General features: G+C 48.9%; 1 protein-coding gene. It reads right to left on the bottom strand.

All coding sequences use genetic code 11. The features are described 5' to 3' along the window. On the bottom strand, window positions 1-1,874 hold a 1,874-nt coding region (locus BUE31_RS29535; RefSeq protein ID WP_073407525.1), incomplete at both ends, for a cadherin-like beta sandwich domain-containing protein.

Below are 1,874 nucleotides of genomic sequence, written 5' to 3'. Positions count from 1 at the left end.
GGATTGGCTTTTATGGAGGTTAACAGCGCATTGGTTGATACTCGGGTAACAGTAATAATGTAGCTATCGGTTGTGGTGCCGTCCTGCGCTGTTACAACTGTGGTAATAACGTTATTGCCAACATTCAGTGGTATTGATTGTGAGGCCACATTTGAAGCGGTTGTGATACCATTTACTTTTATAGTGGCCGTAGCATCCTGCACTACAGCAATGATCTGCAGGCTGGCCTCACTGTTTGGTACAACTGTTTTGTAATTCTTATAACCGGGCCCGCTTACCGCAGTCAATGTGCTAACAGGGCTTGCTTTTATAGACGTTAACAGCGCATTGCTTGATAATGCACGGGTAACGGTAAGTGTATAGGTTTTAGTGGCGGTGCCATCTGATGATGTTACAATAGTGGTAATAGTATTTGGTCCTACTGCTAATGGCAGGCTTGCGGAGGTTGCGCCCGAAGCTACTGTTGTGCCGTTTACTTTTATGGTGGCATCTGCATCGCCTGTTGTTGGGGTTATGGTTATGGATGCTATTGCATTTGGTACAATGGCTGTATAGCTGGTTGTGGCTGCTGCAAATACCGGACTTAAGGTCCCAGTGCTTATTGTTAAGTTTGCAAGGAAAGTATCATTAGAACCTATAATTGTTTTAATCTTTACAATTGCTGTGTTACTGCCTGTTCCATTATAAACGGTTACCATATAGTTGGTTGCAGGGCTAACCACTGTTGGTGTCCCGCTGATGACGCCTGTTGTGTTGTTAAAGCTTAAACCCGCTGGTAAAGCTGGACTGATGTAAAAGCCGCCGATGGGTTTGATCTCTTTTACCGCATTGTTGCCATAGTCAGTCACAAATACATTGTTCGCTGCATCTACCGTTATGCCGAACAGGAAGCTGAAGCCGGAGCCGATTACAACCGGGGCGCCACCGCCTATAGGGATCTCCTTCACCTGCTTGTGGCCATAGTCTGTTACAAATACATTGCCCGAACCATCAACTGCAACACCAAACGGAGTGCTGAAGCCCGAGCCGAGGGTAATTGGTGCGCCGCCGCCAACCGGGATCTCTTTGATCGCGCTGTTGCCAAAGTCGGCTACATATACATTTCCGTAAGCATCCACCGCTACGCCGGTAGGCGTGGTAAAGCCTGAACCAAGAGTGATCACTGCTCCACCGCCGACAGGGATCTCTTTGATCGCATTATTGCCGCGATCTGCCACGTATACATTCCCTGCCGCATCCACTGCCACATTAAAGGGCTGCAGAAAGCCCGAGCCCAGGGTTATGATCGGCCCGCCACCTACCGGGATCTTTTTCACCAGGTTGTTCCCGTCATCCGCTACATATACATTGCCTGCTGCATCTACTGCTACACCATCTGGTGTGTTAAACCCTGTGCCGATAACTACAGGTGTGCCTGTGCCGCCCGGAATCTTTTTTACCACATTGTTGTTCTGGTCACCGATATAAATATTACCGGCCGCATCCACCGCGATCCCCGCCGGGATGTTAAAGCCCGAACCCAAAGTGGTTGTGCTGCTGCTGTATGCCGGAGCTGCTGCCGCTCCACCACTGATGGTTGGCGCAAGCGGCGCGATAGCCTTGCCCGCTACATAGGTTTGCGGGCTGGCATAACTGATGCTAACTGCGTTTACTTTTATATTTACTGTTGCCGTATTGCTGCCTGTCCCATTATAAACCGTTACCGTATAATTGCTTGCAGGTTTGGAGGCGGTGGGTGTACCGCTAATAACACCTGTTGTGTTGTTAAAGCTTAAACCTGCTGGTAAAGCTGGACTGATATAAAAGCCGCCGATGGGTTTGATCTCTTTTACCGCATTATTGCCGTAGTCGGTCACAAATACATTGTTGGCTGC

Source organism: Mucilaginibacter sp. OK098, from assembly GCF_900142915.1.
In the GTDB taxonomy this organism is placed as follows: Bacteria; Bacteroidota; Bacteroidia; order Sphingobacteriales; family Sphingobacteriaceae; genus Mucilaginibacter.
The sequence above is the reverse complement of the archived record's forward strand: the minus strand, read 5'-3'. Positions and strand labels throughout refer to the sequence as shown.